This window comes from Ktedonosporobacter rubrisoli, from assembly GCF_004208415.1.
Classification (GTDB): domain Bacteria; phylum Chloroflexota; class Ktedonobacteria; order Ktedonobacterales; family Ktedonobacteraceae; genus Ktedonosporobacter; species Ktedonosporobacter rubrisoli.
Genome location: NZ_CP035758.1, coordinates 9,069,303 through 9,085,736 on the forward strand (window position 1 = coordinate 9,069,303; position 16,434 = coordinate 9,085,736).

At 51.5% G+C, this 16,434-nt stretch carries 15 protein-coding genes and 1 other annotated feature; of the genes, 4 read left to right on the forward strand and 11 right to left on the reverse strand.

The annotated features are described in order from the left end of the window. Positions 1–169 precede the first annotated feature (169 nt). Complete coding sequence (locus tag EPA93_RS51165; RefSeq protein WP_165423702.1) at positions 170–397, reverse strand: DUF5348 domain-containing protein; 228 nt, start codon at positions 395–397, stop codon at positions 170–172. 255 nt (positions 398–652) lie between these two features. Continuing rightward, positions 653–871 (reverse strand): hypothetical protein, encoded by a 219-nt coding sequence (locus EPA93_RS39215; RefSeq protein ID WP_129892742.1) that lies wholly within the window; start codon positions 869–871, stop codon positions 653–655. 285 nt (positions 872–1,156) lie between these two features. Here EPA93_RS39215 and EPA93_RS39220 point away from each other — a divergent pair, with 285 nt between their 5' ends. Next, positions 1,157–2,467 (forward strand): hypothetical protein, encoded by a 1,311-nt coding sequence (locus EPA93_RS39220; RefSeq protein ID WP_129892743.1) that lies wholly within the window; start codon positions 1,157–1,159, stop codon positions 2,465–2,467. Positions 2,468–2,685: 218 nt separating this feature from the next. Here EPA93_RS39220 and argJ read toward each other — a convergent pair whose 3' ends face one another. From argJ to proS, 5 genes are all read right to left on the reverse strand, one after another. Continuing rightward, positions 2,686–3,852 carry a bifunctional glutamate N-acetyltransferase/amino-acid acetyltransferase ArgJ gene (argJ, locus tag EPA93_RS39225; RefSeq protein WP_129892744.1) on the reverse strand — a complete coding sequence of 389 codons (1,167 nt, stop codon included), beginning with the start codon at positions 3,850–3,852 and terminating at the stop codon, positions 2,686–2,688. Positions 3,853–3,872: 20 nt separating this feature from the next. Beyond that, positions 3,873–4,358, reverse strand: coding sequence for a GNAT family N-acetyltransferase (locus tag EPA93_RS39230; protein WP_129892745.1), 486 nt, complete (start codon positions 4,356–4,358; stop codon positions 3,873–3,875). 1 nt (position 4,359) lies between these two features. Then, positions 4,360–6,105, reverse strand: coding sequence for a proline--tRNA ligase (locus EPA93_RS39235; protein ID WP_129892746.1), 1,746 nt, complete (start codon positions 6,103–6,105; stop codon positions 4,360–4,362). Between the two features lie 104 nt (positions 6,106–6,209). Further along, positions 6,210–6,444, reverse strand: a binding site (T-box leader). Positions 6,445–6,481: 37 nt separating this feature from the next. After that, positions 6,482–6,814, reverse strand: coding sequence for a tRNA-binding protein (locus EPA93_RS39240; RefSeq protein WP_129892747.1), 333 nt, complete (start codon positions 6,812–6,814; stop codon positions 6,482–6,484). A 112-nt stretch (positions 6,815–6,926) separates the two neighbouring features. Then, positions 6,927–8,378, reverse strand: a complete 1,452-nt coding sequence (gene proS, locus EPA93_RS39245; protein WP_129892748.1) for a proline--tRNA ligase — start codon at positions 8,376–8,378, stop codon at positions 6,927–6,929. Between the two features lie 611 nt (positions 8,379–8,989). Between proS and EPA93_RS39250 the strand changes: the two genes are divergently transcribed. From EPA93_RS39250 to EPA93_RS39260, 3 genes are all read left to right on the forward strand, one after another. After that, positions 8,990–10,468 carry a MurT ligase domain-containing protein gene (locus tag EPA93_RS39250; protein ID WP_129892749.1) on the forward strand — a complete coding sequence of 493 codons (1,479 nt, stop codon included), beginning with the start codon at positions 8,990–8,992 and terminating at the stop codon, positions 10,466–10,468. A 6-nt stretch (positions 10,469–10,474) separates the two neighbouring features. Beyond that, positions 10,475–11,278, forward strand: a complete 804-nt coding sequence (locus tag EPA93_RS39255; protein ID WP_207229324.1) for a type 1 glutamine amidotransferase — start codon at positions 10,475–10,477, stop codon at positions 11,276–11,278. 167 nt (positions 11,279–11,445) lie between these two features. Next, a complete protein-coding gene (locus EPA93_RS39260; protein WP_165423703.1) occupies positions 11,446–12,141 on the forward strand; it encodes a phosphodiester glycosidase family protein in 696 nt (231 codons plus the stop codon). Between the two features lie 115 nt (positions 12,142–12,256). Here the strand turns inward: EPA93_RS39260 and EPA93_RS39265 are convergent, their stop codons facing one another. The 4 genes from EPA93_RS39265 to EPA93_RS39280 all read right to left on the reverse strand — a co-directional run bounded on the left by EPA93_RS39265 (position 12,257) and on the right by EPA93_RS39280 (position 15,907). Further along, a complete protein-coding gene (locus EPA93_RS39265) occupies positions 12,257–12,805 on the reverse strand; it encodes a D-lyxose/D-mannose family sugar isomerase (RefSeq protein ID WP_129892751.1) in 549 nt (182 codons plus the stop codon). A gap of 13 nt (positions 12,806–12,818) precedes the next feature. Beyond that, a complete protein-coding gene (locus EPA93_RS39270; RefSeq protein ID WP_129892752.1) occupies positions 12,819–13,577 on the reverse strand; it encodes an ATP-binding cassette domain-containing protein in 759 nt (252 codons plus the stop codon). A 15-nt stretch (positions 13,578–13,592) separates the two neighbouring features. After that, the gene (locus tag EPA93_RS39275) at positions 13,593–14,663 is read right to left on the reverse strand and encodes an ABC transporter permease (RefSeq protein ID WP_129892753.1); all 1,071 of its coding nucleotides are present in this window, start codon (positions 14,661–14,663) and stop codon (positions 13,593–13,595) included. A 179-nt stretch (positions 14,664–14,842) separates the two neighbouring features. Continuing rightward, positions 14,843–15,907, reverse strand: coding sequence for an ABC transporter substrate-binding protein (locus EPA93_RS39280; protein WP_129892754.1), 1,065 nt, complete (start codon positions 15,905–15,907; stop codon positions 14,843–14,845). Positions 15,908–16,434: the final 527 nt, after the last annotated feature.

Genomic DNA, 16,434 nt, shown 5'->3' on the forward strand with positions numbered 1-16,434 from the left:
TGATCGATGGGAGCCTGAGAAAGAACCTGCATCGAGAGAAAACCTTTATTAGGAGCGTGGGCAGTGGGCAAGGTCTGGGAAAATAGTGCATAGACACTTATGAGAATTGGCTTATGCTAATGACAATTCTCTGCAAAAGGCAAGTATTCGTATTCTTGAAAAGCATGGTCTATGAGATATTTGAAATAGATGTGCCGGGAAAACGCACTGGAATGCGGCTGGAGAGTCGAATGCCCACCTGTTCTGGTGTAACGATATACCACCCCGAGGTATCACGCTCTATTCTTCCCCAGATCCAATGACCTAAAATACAGATTTCCAACTTATCTCCGCGTTGAAGCGCCTTGCCATCTAGCTCCAAGTGATCCTCTATATAAGCCAATGTCGCTATTTTCATTGAAAAAGTAAATATACCCTTCTAGTCAATAGTGATTTCTTGCTGAGTAGAGTGCAATTCCCATCATGTGCCGGCATTTCTTATGAACACGAACCAAGCCGCTCAGGAGTTTCAGCTAGTAGCGGCTATTTTGCCCTTTCCGGCCTGATAAGTATAGCAAGCTGGCCCGGCCAGATAGGTTTTCTCTAGCCGGAGTGCAGGGCTTTGCCGTCAGCTATTCTACAGCCGGCTAGCTAGCCGTTAGTGGGCAAGGCCTCACTTTATCTTCCGATAATAGATATCGACAGCAATTGCCGTGGCTTGTTGTTCGCCGACGATCTTCTTAAGCTGTCTATGATACCTATCGAGTTGCCGGTGTCGGTGGGCGATAATATCGTGCCGAGAAGTAACTGCATAACCTGTCAGCGCCTGTTTCATTGCCTCACATTCATGCTCTATTTGCTGCATCAACCTGGTCATTTCACTTTCGGCCATCTTATGCGCTCCTTGCCATTCTACTGTTTATGCTTGCTTGATGGATAGCAAGCACGCGGTGATAACATAATCGAGCTAGTATAATAGCAGATGCTTGAAGTATTCTCTCTACATTTATACATAACATATAATACCTTAAAGAATCGCCAGAAATTACTATCAAAATGCATTTTTGTCGTTTTTTCTCAAAAAGATTGAGGAAAAGGCAAAGATGGGTATAGACAAGTGTCCCGATCTTAGTTATATTTAAAGCACGAAAGTTGTGTTAAGTAGGGAGGTAGATGAATGCCTACTGCTATGCAAGATTTAACACGATTTTTGGGAAACGATGGTAGGATCGACGAAGGAATGCTCGTACGTTACTACAGAAAGGAGGTAAGAGGCTGGAAAAATGCCCAGATAGTAGTAGATCTGTATAACGAATTACTCGAAGAGAATGTTAGTATCAGATGGATGCAACGCATGGAACAGCAGAACAACGTTCCTATCGATCAAACTCGACGTTGGGTATTGGCCACACTTCTGAGTATTCCACCCGCGTATCTAGGTCTACCTGCTTTGAAACCTATCATCCAGCTCCAGGATACTGTACAAATTGTTGTCTCCACAAAAGCACCGGAGGTAGATAACACGGAATATGGTAGCCGCCTTAGAGAGCTTTGGCGTTCCAACCATGCCAATGCCCGTAAGCCGGACGTAATCCCCGAAATAGTGGCGCGCATTTATGCTCTGCAAGAGGCACTGCTCTATGGCAAGGAGCAGCAGCGTAAGCTGGTAGCACGCTTGTTGTGCAACTATCTTATCCTCTGTGGCAATGTCCACCGTTATCAGGGATATCTTTCCACAGCCATTACCTACCTCAACCATGCCCTCACTTTGGCCAGGGAGAAAGGTTTCTACGAGCTCTATACGCGGACCCTGTATCTACGCGGCTTTGCTTTTTTTAACCGCTGGACTCTCTGGAGGAATAAAGAGGATCGTTCTGATTTGCTCTATGCAGTGCGTGATCTGAAAGCGGCTCAGAGCTTTGTAGAGAGTGCCCATAAGCACGGGATTGCGATCAGCCAATCATTGAAAGGGGCTATTCTTGCCGAAGGGGGGCGCGCGCTGGCCTACAACGCTCGCGATAGCCAGGAGCGCCTGGAGGCTATGAACAAGCTAGATCAGGCGGGTCGGATTATCAGCGCGAGTAGCTTTAGTAATGATGATGAGCGTTTCTTGCGTGTTGATCAAGAGTGGTACCACATTGATAAGGCTGAGGCCTATATTGCCAATGGCTGGGCCGATTCGGCTTTCCAGGAATTGGCAAATGTGTATAAGGGCGATCCCTTGCTCCATCAACGCTATCTGTATGCCTATCTTCTGGAGGCTGAGGCGCATATGGTGCGGGGGAGAATCGAGATAGGCATTGCTCATCTTGAGAATGTTATGCAAGTCTTGAACGAGGAGACGAAAAGGCGACATCTCAATCGAATAATCAACACGTATGAATCTCTCAATGAGAACGAGAAATATCAGAAGAGCCCGGATGTGGCTCGCCTTGGTGTCAGAGTTTTGCGGATCGTGCACCCGGAACTCTTTTATTCAAATACATAAATGTAACCTTTTAGACGGTGCTGTATAGGCGCACCGGTTAATAATCTTTAGGAAGCAGCAATATAGTGTGTCCACATGTAGATTCAGCTTGCAGGGAGCATAAGTTTGGCTCCATATATAACTAACCGGAGTTTTTTAGATAGCTCCGGAAACTCCGGTTAGTCTTCAGATGGATAGAAACTGCCCTCTAATATTTGCTAGAGTCATTAAGAGATAAATTAGGTTGTATATTCCCCATTGATTCTGACATATTCATAAGATAGGTCACATCCCCACACGGTTGCTTGAGCATTGCCCAGTCCCAATGAGACGCGGATGGCTACTTCAGACTTATGTAGATAGGCAGTAAGCTGATCAAGATAGGCCTCCCCTGAACTCTTGCCTCTATCGTATACCAGCAGATCGCCAAAGGCGATGGCTACCTTTTCTGGCACGATATCGGTCTGCTCGCTGCATTTTCCTATAGCCATGGCAACTCGTCCCCAGTTGGGATCTGCTCCAAAGATCGCAGTTTTGACCAGCGGCGAATTCACGATGGCCTTGGCAACGCGTTTGGCCTGGGCGAAAGAGGTAGCGTCCTTGACCTGGACCTCAAGAAGCTTGGTCGCTCCCTCGCCATCGCGGGCAAGCTCCTGGGCAAGCTCAATGGCCATCGTCTTCAGGGCCTCGCGGAACTCTTCTAGATCTACCTCGCCGGCGAGCCCATTGGCCATAATCGCGACAGTATCGCTAGTGCTGGTGTCGGTATCGACGCTGACCATATTAAAAGAGAGCTCGACAGCCTCTTTGAGATACTGTTTGAGCAGGTCGGCGGGAACGTGTGCATCCGTGACGAAGTAGCTAAGCATGGTGGCCATGTCGGGCTCGATCATGCCCACGCCTTTGGCTATGCCCACCAGGACAGCCTTGCCGATTTTACGCGTGCGCATCTTTGGGCGCGTGTCGGTAGTCATAATCGCTTGAGCCGATGAGGCCAGCTGTCCTGGCTGCATCTCGTGACGAATGCCCCGAATGCCAGCTAGCAACTTTTCCATAGGGAGCTGGCGTCCGATCACTCCTGTCGAGGAGGGCAGAATATCCTGCGCTGATATGCCCAGCTCAGCGGCAACCTGTTGGGTTACTGTGCGAATGTTGGAAAGACCGTGCTCGCCAGTAGCCACATTAGCATTTTTGCTATTGATGACAAAGGCCTGTAGCTGGCCGTTGGCGACATTTTCGCGCCCTACGATGATTGCGGCTCCGCAAAAGCGGCTCTGCGTGAACATGGCGGCTGCAGTGGCAGGCACGTCCGATGCGATCACAGTAAAATCAAGCGTTTCATCCCTAATGCCAACGTTTTTGGCGCAGGAGCGAAACCCCTGTGGATGAAGTGACGATGTTTGCATGCTCTGGTCCCTTAGTGATGTTATGATACACTTGATAACGAAAGCGTAAAGAGGGCAGCTTCTGGATTCTCCTGCCAGCCCTGCTTAGTATAGAAGCCGCGTCGATACGATTCGCGGATGCGGCGATTGATCAGGGATAAGCGGGTGCAGCCTCGCTCAGCAGCATAGGCTCTGATCTGTTTTAAGAGCTCGCCGCCAATGCCCTGACCGGTTGCTGAAGGATGCAGGAAGAGCTCTGAAAGGTAGCCTTCGTGCCCAAGCATCAAATTGTGAATCCAGTGGACAGAAGTGTAGCCTATGACGCCATACTCGGGATGTTCGGCCACCAGGATGGTGTGCGTTCCTTCGCGGCGGCTCTGAATGATGCTTTCAGCAATATGAACTTCGGTGAGCTCTGCTGAGGCATGATTAATGTATTCAGACCAGCCCAGTTCATGCAGAATAGTGGCAATGGCATAACTATCCTGCGGAAGTGCTTCTCGAATTGTGAGTTCCATTTGTGACATACTACCTCGCCAGTTCTTTGTGAATTTCCTCTTGGATGGCTCGAACCGTGTCTGACAGCGGCACTATGCGGCTCTCTTTCTGTGAGCGTAGCTTTAGTTCAACGCCACCATTCTTTAACGAACGTTTGCTGATGACCGCGCGCAGGGGCAAGCCAAGCAAATCAGCATCGTTGAATTTGACGCCTGCTGTCTCCGTTCGGTCATCAAAAAGTACCTCAATTCCGGCAGCCAGCAGGTCTGTATAGAGCTGCCCAGCAGCCTGGCCGGTTTCCGGCTTATCGAGATCAAGGCCGATCAAGGCCACATGATAGGGCGCAACGCTAAAAGGCCAGATGATGCCTTTGTCATCATGGCTTTGTTCAACTATTATACCCATTAATCGACTGATCCCGATACCATAACTTCCCATGAAGATAGGTCGTGTTGTTCCGTCTGTATCGAGAAATGTCGTCTGAAACAGGTAGCTATACAGCGTGCCTGGCTTGAAGATATGGCCCAGCTCGCTGCTGCGGATGCTGTATAGTTTTCCCCCACATTGTGAGCAGGTTGCACCTTCATAGGCCAGAGCGATATCCCCCCATACGTCCACGCGGAAATCGCGTGGGTAGTTTACATGTTTTATGTGATACTCTGCCTTGTTCGCGCCCGCGACATAGTTATTACCTTGCTTCAGCGATATATCCGCGACTATCAGGATCTGCTTGTCCTTGCCCAGCGGCGATGTATAGCCGGCGATAATGCCTGCCTCGGTCAGCTCCTCTGGCGAGGCCAGATGGAGATCAGCAGCGTTAAGGCCCTCGCGCTGCAAGATGTTTGCCAGTTTGATCTCGTTGATCTCTAGATCACCTCTGATAATGGCCAGAACGAATTTTCCGCTTGCTACGTAACAAATGGATTTCAGCGTTCTGTTTTCTTGTATCGCGAGAAAGGCCGCGAGCTCACTAATTGACTTGCAGTTGGGCGTATAGACCTCTTCTAACTCAAGTGGAGTTTCCCGCGCCTGCTCGCTGCTGACAAATTCGGCCCGCTCCTGATTAGCTGCATAGTCGCAGTTGCGGCACAGGATAACTGTATCTTCTCCCGCCTCTACCGGCGCAATAAATTCGTGTGAGGTACTGCCGCCGATGGGGCCGCTATCGGCCTGGACGATGAGGAAGCGCAAGCCGCAGCGCGTAAAAACTGCCTTATACGCTTCAATCATTTGTTGATAGCTGCGCTCCAGACCTGCTTCATTTGCGTCAAAGCTATAGAGGTCCATCATCAACAACTCGCGTGTGCGCAATAAGCCGCCGCGCGGCCGCCATTGATCGCGAAATTTGACCTGGAGCTGATAGATATATTGCGGCAGATCGCGGTAACTCTGCACAAAATCAGCTATCAAGCTGTGCGCCACCTCTTCATGGGTTGGGCCAAGGATCAATTCTCGCCCTTTGCGATCTTCCAGGCTAAAGAACTCGCCGGCGTAGAGCTCTGCGCGGCTGGCTCCGCCCTCGGCAGGACGCTGCTCCCATAGCTCACGGGGCTGAAGGACGGGCATAATTACCTCCTGTCCTCCTGCTCTATCCATCTCTTCGCGAATAATCTTGGAGATATTGTGGATGACGCGCGCGCCCAGCGGCAAAAAGCTATAGATGCCGGCCGTAAGCTGGCGTATAAAGCCCGCGCGCACGAGTAATTCGTGGTTGCCGCTCTCGGCGTCGTGCGGAGCTTCGCGTAACGTCGTTGTTAACTGCTGTGTGATGCGCATCTCGATCCTCCTTCTACTATGCTTAAAGGTGCATCTCTATTGACTCAATTCCGGCTGATCATGCTCACGCGAGGTCGGATCGGCCATAAAAAAATCTCGCCCCTCACAAGGACGAGATATAAACCCGTGGTACCACCTTTTTTGAACCGCCTGGTCTCTGCGGCTCCCCTTAGGCGATCAGCTCTGGCTGGATCGCACCTCCGTTAACGGTGAGGTTTCCGGTCAGCTCCTCGCTGACGCTCCCAGGTGGGTTTGACATTGCCTTGTCCGCCGACTTGCACCATCTCGGCTCGCTGCTGGATCGTGACAACGTGTACTGGTCCTGGTCAACACGTTTCGTTCTTCTACTGATACATTGTACTGCGCGCAAAAAGCCTTAAAACATTTTGCCACCCAACGGGACTTCTTTTGTAGGGCTGAGCAAAACGACATCGCCGTTGGCGTCAGCTACGCCGAGCGTTAAGACTTCGGAGCGAAACGGGCCAATCTGCTTGGCCGGAAAGTTCACGACAGCCATAACCTGCATACCTAGCAATTCTTCTTTAGCATAATGCCTGGTAATCTGAGCCGATGACCGTTTCGTCCCAATTTCGGACCCGAAGTCGATAGTTAGCTTGTAGGCCGGCTTGCGCGTCTGCGGAAAATCCTCTACCTGAATGATCCGCCCTACGCGAATATCTACCTTTGCGAAATCATCGTACGCAATCATCTCAAGCTGCTTTCTTGCATATTGCCTGACAAACGCGCTGCCTACAAACTATCTGGCGCTGGCCTGGTTTATAGGCAGCTTTTGTCCTCTTCGCCTGCTAGAGAGATTATCCTTAGTAGGAACGGGCAAAAATCGCTTCGCAGGTGGCCGGCTTGCCGGTGTAGATGCACTTGCCCTGCACGCCTCCTGCCGGCTGGTCAAACGGAATAACGCGTATCGTCGCCTTTGTCTCTTCTTTGATTGCCTGCTCGGCTGCACTATCTTCGGCCCACTTCACACGCACAAAGCCGCGTTCCTCGGCAATGATCCGCTTGAACTCTTCATAGCTATCGGTATAGTGTGTGTTCTTCTCGCGGAACTCAAGCGCGCGCTGGAAGAGTGCCTTCTGTACCTCTTCTAATAATTCGGGCAGGCGCGTCTCAAGCGCGTCGACAGGGACTACTTCCTTCGCCCGATTATCGCGACGCACCAGCACGACGCTATTGTTCTGTACGTCACGCGGTCCGATCTCCATACGGACGGGGACGCCGCGCATCTCCCATTCGTTAAACTTCCAGCCGGGTGTATTCTCGCTAAGATCAACCTTCAGGCGTACTTTGCGCTTAAGCAGCTTCTCGATGCGCTCAACCTGGGCCAGAACAGTGGATTTATCGGCTTCCTTACGCCAGATAGGCACAACGACGGTCTGATAGGGAGCCAGGCGCGGCGGTAAGATGAGCCCGGAGCTATCGCCATGGACCATGATAATTCCGCCAATCATACGCGTGCTCATGCCCCAGCTCGTCGTAGAGCAGTATTTGCGCTGTCCATCGGCATCCAGAAATTGGATGTCAAAGCCTTTGGCAAAGTTCTGTCCCAGGTTGTGGCTGGTGCCGGCCTGTAGAGCCTTGCCATCGCCCATCAAGGCCTCAATAGAATAGGTACGTACCGCACCGGCAAATTTCTCGTTCTCGGTCTTGCGACCGGCAATCACCGGCATCGCTGCGTCTTCTTCGACAAAGGCGCGGTAGACCTCCAGCATCATACGTGTGCGCTCCTCAGCCTCTTCCATCGTGCGATGGGCTGTGTGACCCTCTTGCCAGAGGAATTCGGCTGTGCGCAGGAACAGCGTTGTGCGTTTCTCCCAGCGCATAACGTTGTTCCACTGATTGATCAGCAAGGGCAGATCGCGATAGCTCTGAACCCAGCGCGCGTAGCTATGGCCGATGATAGTCTCGCTGGTCGGGCGGATGGCCAGCGGCTCTTCCAGTTCTTCTCCACCGCCGCGTGTAACCCAGGCCAGCTCTGGCGCAAACCCCTCCACGTGTTCGGCTTCTTTCTCAAGGAAGCTGCGGGGAATGAGCAGAGGGAAGTAAGCATTAACGACCCCGGTCTCCTTAAAGCGGGCATCCAGGTGGCTTTGCAGATTTTCCCAGATGGCATAGCCGTAAGGGCGAATAATCATGCAGCCGCGCACAGGAGCATAATCGGCTAGCTCGGCTTTGCGGACTATCTGGTTATACCATTTTGAAAAATTATCATCCTGATCTGCGATCTCATCAACGTACTTTTCCTCTTTGTCCATCTCTTTCTGCCTTTCAAAACAGGTTGATTGCGGTGAAAATATCCGCGCACCGCACGGGATCGCTTATGTGAGGCCCTGGCCAGACGATATATCGGTGAAGGTCCTTGCCCCCGGCGGGTGAATAAATGAGCATAAAAAAACTCGCCCTCTACAAGGACGAGATCATTTCCCGTGGTACCACCTCTCTTGAAGCATGCAATTAGCCTGCTTCCACTCTCGCGGTCATATAACCGCTTCCCCGCATAACGGTGGGCTCCGTTCAGCTTCTCACTGACGCTCTCAGGTGGGTTCAACGAGGTATCTGCCTGCCGACTTGCACTATCTCGGCTCGCTGCTTGCTTATGCCGTCGCCTACTAATCCTGATCAAGGCATTAATGGTATTTCTTTTGTTGCGTCAAGAATACACCATACTATATCTCATGTCAAGCATGAATCCGCTGAGGGAAGGTCGCCTGAGGCTATTGTGGCCTATTTAACTTGCTGCATATGCCTATGTTTGTTATACTGCAAGCTACTTGTATTAAGATTTTCTTGCTATTGCGCCCTCCGGTTGTGGGCCTGCGCCTCTGGGGACAGAGGATAAAAAATAGAAATATAGAGATTAAAGATTATGGCAGTGAAAGAAGAAACTAACACAAAGACGACGGGCAGCGCAGGGCCTCTGAGGAGCCAGAGCGCTGTTCCAACAGGTATGGGAAGAGCTCGCCTGACCTTAGCCATCTCGGCGGGCAAGCTAGCAAGTTCTGCTGGACGCTTGCTTCGCATTGGCGGCGGCACAAGCCTGCCCGGTATGATTGCCCGGCGCATCGATCCCGATGTGCTCAGATCCGTTGTGGGAGCGAGTGGGGCCAAAAAGATTGTGATTGCGGGAAGTAATGGTAAAACGACAACTGCCCGTATGACTGCGGCTATCGCTGCGGCGAGCGGTAAACAGGTTTCACAGAATCGTACGGGCTCCAATTTGTTGCAGGGTGTGACCTCGGTTGCTGTAAACTTTGCTGATATTTTCGGCCGCTTAGATAGCGATGTGCTGCTATTCGAGATCGATGAAGCAACTCTTGCGCAGGCAGTGCCCGAGATACAGCCAGATGTTGTGGTCATTACCAATATATTCCGCGATCAGCTCGATCGTTATGGCGAATTATATGCTGTTGCCCATGCTCTTGATAGGATGCTTGAAGACTTGCCAGCTACCTCCACCATTGTCTTAAATGGCAATGATCCCCAGGTGGCGAGCTTTGGGCAGAAGAGCAAGGCAAGAAAAATCTTCTTTGGCCTGGAAACGACAGAGGTCGGAACTCCTGTACCGGAGCAGTCGGCCGATGTAATTCGCTGTATCCGCTGCAATAGTGACTTCGTGTATGAGGTTGCCTATCTTTCGCACCTGGGCCTTTATCGCTGCCCTAACTGCGGTTATACATTGCCAAAGTTGGATATAGCCGCTACCTCAATTAAACTTGCCTCCGATGGTGAGGGCCCGACGCAAGTCTGGCTGCGCACTCCGCAAGGAGAGCTGGAGCTGACAATTCCCCTGCCCGGCCTGCATAATGTCTATAACGCTGCGGCGGCTATCGGGGCGTCCTTAGCTGCAGGTTTCACGACAGAGAAAGTTCAGACTGGTCTGGCCAATGTTCGCCCGGCCTTTGGACGCCTTGAAAAGATTCGCGCTGGCGATAAAAATATCTATTTGACATTTGTCAAAAATCCAACTTCCTTTAACCTGATGCTTCGCCTGATCGGGCAACATCCCGGAAAAAAGCACTTGCTGCTGGCCGCAAGCCATACTGTTGTGGATGGCGAAGATTTCTCCTGGCTCTGGGACGTAGAGCTTGAGGAGATGGCCGCGAATATTCTAGATGTGGTCTGTAGCGGGAACCGGCCTGACGAACTGGCCATGCGCCTGAAATATGCTGAGGTGCCGCTACAAAAGATATCTATGATAGAGGAGCGCGAAGCGGCTCTTGATGCGGCCCTGAAGCATGTTGAGCCGGGGGGAACACTCTATATTATGAGCAGCTATACGCCAACTCAAGAGCTACGCAGGATTATGCAGAAGCGCGGTTGGGTCAAACACTACTGGGAGGAATAGGCAAAAATGAGTATTGATTCCACTGCTACAGGCATGGTCTTGAAAATTGGCTTTCTCTATCCTACACTGATGAGTGTGGCAGCAGATCGCGGTAACCTCTTTGCGATAGAAAAGCGTTGCAAATGGCGCGGGATTGCCACAGAGGTAGAGCCAATTTATGTCAAGCAGACGCCAGATTTTACGCAGTTCGATCTGATTCTGATTCATGGAGCAGCAGACCGCGAGATGGAGATTGCATCTCAGGATATCCAGTTTAAGGCTGAGTCGCTGCGCGAAGCCGCCGAGGCTAATGTAGCTTTCCTGTGCGTCTGTGCGGGCTATCAGCTTATGGGACATTACTATAGGCCCTTCAAGGGGCCTGAGCTCAAGGGAGTAAGTGTGCTCGACCTGTATACCGAGGCTAGCAATGAGCGCTTTATGACGCATATGGCCCTCGAATGCGATCTGGGGCAGGTCGGGAAAAAGGTTCTGGTTGGCTATGAGAACCATAGCGGCCGCACCTTTTTGGGGGCAAAGGCGAAGCCTCTGGGTCACGTGCTCGTTGGCTGGGGCAATAATGGTCAGGATGGCGGCGAGGGTGCCTATTACAAAAATGTCTTTGGCACTTATCTACACGGGCCTGTCTTGCCAAAGAATCCCTGGTTTACTGATTTGCTCATTCAGACGGCTCTGGAGCGACGCTATGGTAAAGTCGAGCTCGTACCATTAGATGATAGCATTGAGGAAGCATCTCATGCCGCTGCGCTAAAGTTGGCGGAGGAGTTTAAGGGCACGATGTCAGCGATCGATGCGACACCGTGGAAGAAATAGCACGATGTGGATAGAGGAGCCTTTACATGCTAGCGAACTCTATGTGGAGATTATGTTTACTGTTGTGCCTTCTCGCCAGTTCGTTGCTGGCATGTCAAGTCCTTCCAAACGTAACGTTTAATGGGGGTACGCCTGCCGTATCTCTCACCCCTAATGCGCCCTCTGATATGAGTACGCAGTCGCTCAACGTATGGCATCCCTTAGCGAAAGGCGTCGAGGCACGTTCCGAGTATTGGAAGAGTCCAGGCGACACAGCGGATACCGTGACTATCGTGCGCCTTGACTTGCGCTATGTGCATATAAGTGTTGACTATAATCCAAAGGCTCCAAAGTCGATGAGCGATTGGATGCTGCAAACCCATGCCCTGGCGGTAATGAATGGCGGCTATTTCGATAAGGCGAACAGACCAACAGGATTGCTTGTCTCGGATGGCGATGTGGTGGGCTCTTCATATGACGGTTTTGGGGGCATGCTCTCTGTTGATGCGCAGGGGCATGTTTCGTTGCGCGCCTTGGGCCAGCAGCCATATGATAGCGATAACGAACGGCTGGAGCAAGCCACGCAATCCTCACCGATGCTCATACTGAATGGAAAGCGTGGCCAATTCAAGGCTAACGCGGCAAGCGATCGGCGAAGCGTTGTGGCGGTAGACAAACAAGGGCGTCTGCTTCTCATTGCCAGCCCAGGCCAGGCCTTCTCGCTGGACGAGCTTGCCGATTTGCTGCTGGCCTCCGATTTATCCATCCAGACTGCCCTCAATCTCGATGGGGGCGCCTCCACAGGCCTCTATGTGAATGCCGGAGGGAAAAAAGTAAATATTGATGCAGTTACGCTTTTGCCTATCGTAATTGTCATCAAGTAGCACAAGGATGAGAATAGAAGCAACTATGGGCGACCTTTGTGGTCGCCCATAGTTATTGCATCCACAGTTTATAAGTTTTCCATGCGTAGAAAGCAGCGCACTTGAAGCTTCAAACTTAGCCCTCTACCACCTCTGGAATACGCTTGATGCGTGGATCGCTAAAGACGTCGAATTCGTCGCGACTGGTCGTAGAAAATTCGGAGACCACGGCGCCTTCATCAGAAGCCTGAAACCAGTGGAAGGTATTGGGTGGGATCGTATACTGATCGCCGGGATGAAGCTCTATCTCGTGGAAGACAGTATAGTATGCCTCGCTCCCTTCAGGGACACGTGATTGGATTGCTTGGGTGGGCTCACCCTCTACATAGAGCCACACCTTACCCCAACGGCAGCGGAACGTTTCCATCTTGCCTGGCTCGTTGCCCACGGGAGGATGCTTATGTTCCGGACAGGTCTGCCTGCCAAACATCACGAGCTCTTTTGCGCAATAGCTATCGTTATTAATATACGTGATGATCTGTAGGCCTGTACGCTCGACTTCCCCCAGCCCAAGCTCCACAACCTCAATATTCTCTTTTTCCTCAGACGTCAGGGCTATGCCGATGCGATCGAGCATTTCTGCTGTACGCTGCTGCATGTGCCGTTGTAAGGTTCTGGTTAACATAGGCTCTTATCCTTTACTCTTCCTGTTCTGCGCCGACCATCATGCTAACAATCTCGTTATCATTGGTGGCTTTAATAGACCGCTCTCCTGCTTTGCGACCCCGGCGCATTACGATAATCCGATCCGCGACCGCAAATACATCCTGGAGGTTATGACTAATTATAATCACAGGAACGCCACGTTCGCGTAGGGTACGCACAAGTTGTAGCACTTTCTGCTGCTCAGGAATACCCAGAGCCGCCGTAGGCTCATCCATAATCATCAGGCGTGCATTCCAATAGACCGCGCGCGCAATGGCCACTGCCTGGCGTTGGCCGCCGGACATCAGGCGGATGGGACGGCGCAGGTTGGGTATTTTGATATCGAGCTGATCCAAAACCTGGCGCGATTCTGTAAGCATGTAAGCGCGATTGAGCACATTGAGGAGACCAAGGAAGCGGCGAATGGGCTCCCGCCCGAGAAATATATTGGCAGGAGCATCAAGATTCTCACAGAGGGCCAGGTCCTGATAGATGGTCTCGATGCCCTGGCGGCGCGCCTCCAGTGGAGAGGAGAAAGAGACTTCATGTCCGTCAAGCACAATCTGGCCGCCATCGGGATGATGGACGCCGGAGATGAGCTTGATCAGGGTAGATTTGCCGGCTCCATTATCGCCAAGCAGACCTACAACTTCGCCCGGATAGACTTCAAGGCTGACCCGATCCACGGCGATCAAGCCACCAAAATGCTTAGAGATATCCTTTACCTGTAGAATAGGTTGGGTTGTGCTCATGTCTCTATCCTCCCCTTATTCTACGACACGGGCCTTAGCCTGATCGACAAGGACTGCAAGAATGATAATCACTCCAACTGCGACAAATTGCCAGTAAGGTTCAATACCAATGATCACCAAACCGTTCTGAATTACGGCGATGATTAGAGCGCCAATCAGGGTACCAATAATTGTTCCCTCGCCGCCAAAGAGCGAGGCCCCGCCAATAACCACGGCAGCAATCGAATCAAGCAACAGTGGATCGCCAGCATTGGCGGCTCCATTGGTGAAGCGCAAAGTATAAAGAACCCCGGCGATGGAGGAGAGTAGCGCAGAGAGCATGTAGATGGCCACGGTATGGCGTATAACAGGGATGCCGGCGCGCAATGAGGCTTCTTGATTGCCGCCGATGGCATAGGTATGCTGGCCAAAGCGCGTATGCGTGAGCAGCCAGTGACAGATGAGCACCAGGACAACAATCAAGATGAGGGGATATGGTAGCAGGCTAAGCATGTCGTGTTGCTGGGCTACTGTTAAGTTAGCCGGAGCATGGAAGAGGGTGAGCCCGAAGCTGGGATGGAAATAGAATAGATAGCCGTTGCCAAGGTCTCCAATGCCGTTGACCTGTACACTTACGGGCTGACCGCCAGAGAGGAGAAAGCCGACACCGCGCGCGATGCCATACATGCCAAGCGTGACGATGAAGGGCGGAACGCGCAGGCGGCCAATAATTATTCCGTTGCACAAGCCCGGAATAACGCCCACAGCGATACCAGCCAGCATGCCCAATAAAATAACTGCGGGTAAGGGTAACTTGCCACCCAGGTCGGTGAGGACCTGGGCCGAGACAACGGCCGAGAGGCCCATAATGAAGCCTGTTGAGAGATCGATGCCGCCAGCTATAATCACAAAGGTTTGTCCCAGGGCCATGATCAGCGCAAAGGCCATGTCAGTGCCAATGCTTTGAATGTTAAAAAAGCTCAAGAAGCCCTGACCGCTGATCGAGAAAAAAATGATGAGGGCGAGCAAGAAGAGCCAGGCCCAGAACTGGCTAACGATCTCGATAGGGCGGCGCGCGGGCTGTGCAAGAGATTTCGATGCTTGCATATGACAAACTTTCCAGTCTATTGCAGTATCCTCCAAGCGGATCGTCCGAGATGTCTGCCGCTGCTGCCCCCGCTATAGAGAATGTATGTACTTTGCAGTTCCCAGAGAGATTGCTTGTGTCCATACAGGAAACTGGCGAAGCAGGCAGCAGCTCTCTCCTGCCTCGCTTATCCTCTCAGTTAACTGCTCTTATAGATCGCTGCCTGCGATTGGGGTGAGTCTACGTTGGATTTATCGATGACTACGTAGCCAGTAGGGACGTGCTTCTTAATATTGCTGGTATTGCCGTTGAGGGCATCCACAGCGTACTGAACGGCTATCTGGCCCATCTGGCCGGGTAATTGCGCAATGACAAGATCAACTACTCCGTTGCGCAGGTCTGTGATAGCCTGTTCGGGAGCGTCAAAATTAGCGATTTTGATCTGGCCTTGCTTGACGGCCTGCGCCGCTCCCTCAGCGCTGAAAAGGTTAGTGCCGAAAATACCGGAAAGATCTCTTACGCGCTGCAGTACGGCAGTTGTTTGCTGCGCAGATTTAGCCGCACTATCTTCGTTATAATCAACTCCTGCCAGGCTTACTGCACCGCTGGTAGCGGTAATTGCTTCTTTGCATCCCTGTTCGCGCTGGTCTGTCGTGCTGATGCCCGGCTGCACATTCTGAATGTAGATTTTGCCTTTCCCTCCTATAGCTTTAATTAAGGCTTCTCCTGCAATTTTGCCACCTTGCTCGTTATCTGAGCCAATATAGGAGAGAGGGAAGGTGACGGGGCCGCTGGTGTAATCGCCGTTGCCAATGAAGGTATCGACGGAGATAATTTTGATGCCTGCGCTGTTTGCTCGCTGTAAAGGCGCAATCATAGCTTGCTTATCACAGGCCGCAATAATGATAGCATCAACTTTTTTGGCGATGAGCGCGTCAACAATGGGAGTCTGGAGGGTAGCATTAAACTGGGCCGGCCCGTCAACGGTGAGGGTAACGCCTTGTTTACTGGCCTCGGCCTGGGCTCCTTTGGCCATAGTTACATAGAATGGATCTCCCTTGACGCCCTGGACCAGGGCAATAGAATATTTTTTCGCGCCTGTACTGGCAGAGTTTGTGGCAGTGCTGCTGCTGCTCCCGCTTCCACCTCCACAGGCTGCAAGCGCGGCTGTGCCAGCTACTGTGGCTACTCCAAGTAAGAATTCTCGACGGTTGAGGGGTTTGCTGGCTAGTTCGCTGATGTTTGCGCCTTCGAGATCGTCCATGCGGTTTCTCCTCTTGTTGCTTTTCGACTATCCGCTGTGATGAAGTCCTGAGACAGTAATGTCCCGCTTGCTCGTAGTTTGGAACCGCGAAATCTATATCAGTGGGCTAGAATACCGCGCGAAGGAAAGAGCACCTCCTTTGCCGATTGTTTGGCGAAAATATGGGTCTATTTTTGCTTAAATTTCTTCACCTTAAGAGAACTAGCATTAATAGAGTTGCTATTAATGCACATAAAGGCCACAGCGTAAGGGGTACATGGGGATACTCGTTTAGAAGATAGAAATAGTGAGATAGCTTCTGACGCTCGTCTTAAAGCCGATGTTGCATTGCTGCAACAAGGAACTTCAAGCTATCTCACGCAATATACTTGCTCAAATTGTAACTTGGTGTAGGTCATAATGTCAAGTGTTTTTGCCTGGTTAGTTGGGAAACTTGACAAACCAGGTAAGAGATGATACCATCACATAGCAGGATAGGAATGCAAGAGCTGCGAAACGCTAAACCAGGACTAATTGCCACGACAGAG

Coding starts and splice junctions, on each gene's coding strand:
- EPA93_RS39280 (WP_129892754.1), bottom strand. CDS start 15,907: ATGGACGATCTCGAAGGCGCAAACATCAGCGAACTAGCCAGCAAACCC.
- EPA93_RS39250 (WP_129892749.1), top strand. CDS start 8,990: ATGGCAGTGAAAGAAGAAACTAACACAAAGACGACGGGCAGCGCAGGG.
- EPA93_RS39235 (WP_129892746.1), bottom strand. CDS start 6,105: ATGCGCATCACACAGCAGTTAACAACGACGTTACGCGAAGCTCCGCAC.
- EPA93_RS39265 (WP_129892751.1), bottom strand. CDS start 12,805: ATGTTAACCAGAACCTTACAACGGCACATGCAGCAGCGTACAGCAGAA.
- EPA93_RS39230 (WP_129892745.1), bottom strand. CDS start 4,358: ATGTCACAAATGGAACTCACAATTCGAGAAGCACTTCCGCAGGATAGT.
- EPA93_RS39215 (WP_129892742.1), bottom strand. CDS start 871: ATGGCCGAAAGTGAAATGACCAGGTTGATGCAGCAAATAGAGCATGAA.
- EPA93_RS39255 (WP_207229324.1), top strand. CDS start 10,475: ATGAGTATTGATTCCACTGCTACAGGCATGGTCTTGAAAATTGGCTTT.
- proS (WP_129892748.1), bottom strand. CDS start 8,378: ATGGACAAAGAGGAAAAGTACGTTGATGAGATCGCAGATCAGGATGAT.
- EPA93_RS39220 (WP_129892743.1), top strand. CDS start 1,157: ATGCCTACTGCTATGCAAGATTTAACACGATTTTTGGGAAACGATGGT.
- argJ (WP_129892744.1), bottom strand. CDS start 3,852: ATGCAAACATCGTCACTTCATCCACAGGGGTTTCGCTCCTGCGCCAAA.
- EPA93_RS39240 (WP_129892747.1), bottom strand. CDS start 6,814: ATGATTGCGTACGATGATTTCGCAAAGGTAGATATTCGCGTAGGGCGG.
- EPA93_RS39270 (WP_129892752.1), bottom strand. CDS start 13,577: ATGAGCACAACCCAACCTATTCTACAGGTAAAGGATATCTCTAAGCAT.
- EPA93_RS39275 (WP_129892753.1), bottom strand. CDS start 14,663: ATGCAAGCATCGAAATCTCTTGCACAGCCCGCGCGCCGCCCTATCGAG.
- EPA93_RS39260 (WP_165423703.1), top strand. CDS start 11,446: ATGAGTACGCAGTCGCTCAACGTATGGCATCCCTTAGCGAAAGGCGTC.
- EPA93_RS51165 (WP_165423702.1), bottom strand. CDS start 397: ATGAAAATAGCGACATTGGCTTATATAGAGGATCACTTGGAGCTAGAT.